1 protein-coding gene is annotated in these 405 nt (G+C 42.0%); it reads left to right on the forward strand.

The features are described from left to right. Positions 1–183 (forward strand): isochorismatase family protein (locus RYX56_RS21310; protein ID WP_317123984.1); only part of this gene is annotated, 183 nt, incomplete at its 5' end. Positions 184–405: the final 222 nt, after the last annotated feature.

The following is a 405-nucleotide window of genomic DNA, read 5'->3' on the forward strand; positions in this document are numbered from 1 at the left end:
ACCACGAGCGGTGTCGTACTATCGACATTGCGGGAGGCTGCAGATAAAGATTATTCACTAACCGTACTAAAGGATGCCTGTCATGATGGTGATCCTGAAGTTCAACACATGCTAATGGAGAAATTATTCCCTGTCCAGGCAAATGTAATGACGGTCGACGCCTGGATCGACACATTGGATTGAACAAACAAGGGTCTGTTTCGCAAACGGTGGAACAGGCCCGACTAAATCGGACTATCGAAGGAAGGAATAAAACTTGTTTTACGCTGGAAATAAGAAAAACGAGGCTGCAAGTAATAATCATTTTAATCAAAAGCTGATATTGCCCATGATTTTAGGTTCAATTCTCAATCCTATTAACTCTTCTATTATGTCAGTGGCGTTAATTCCAATTGGGCAGGCATT

Origin of the sequence: Alkalihalophilus lindianensis (assembly GCF_032843265.1) — a bacterium.
Classification (GTDB): Bacteria; Bacillota; Bacilli; order Bacillales; family Bacillaceae_D; genus Alkalihalophilus; species Alkalihalophilus lindianensis.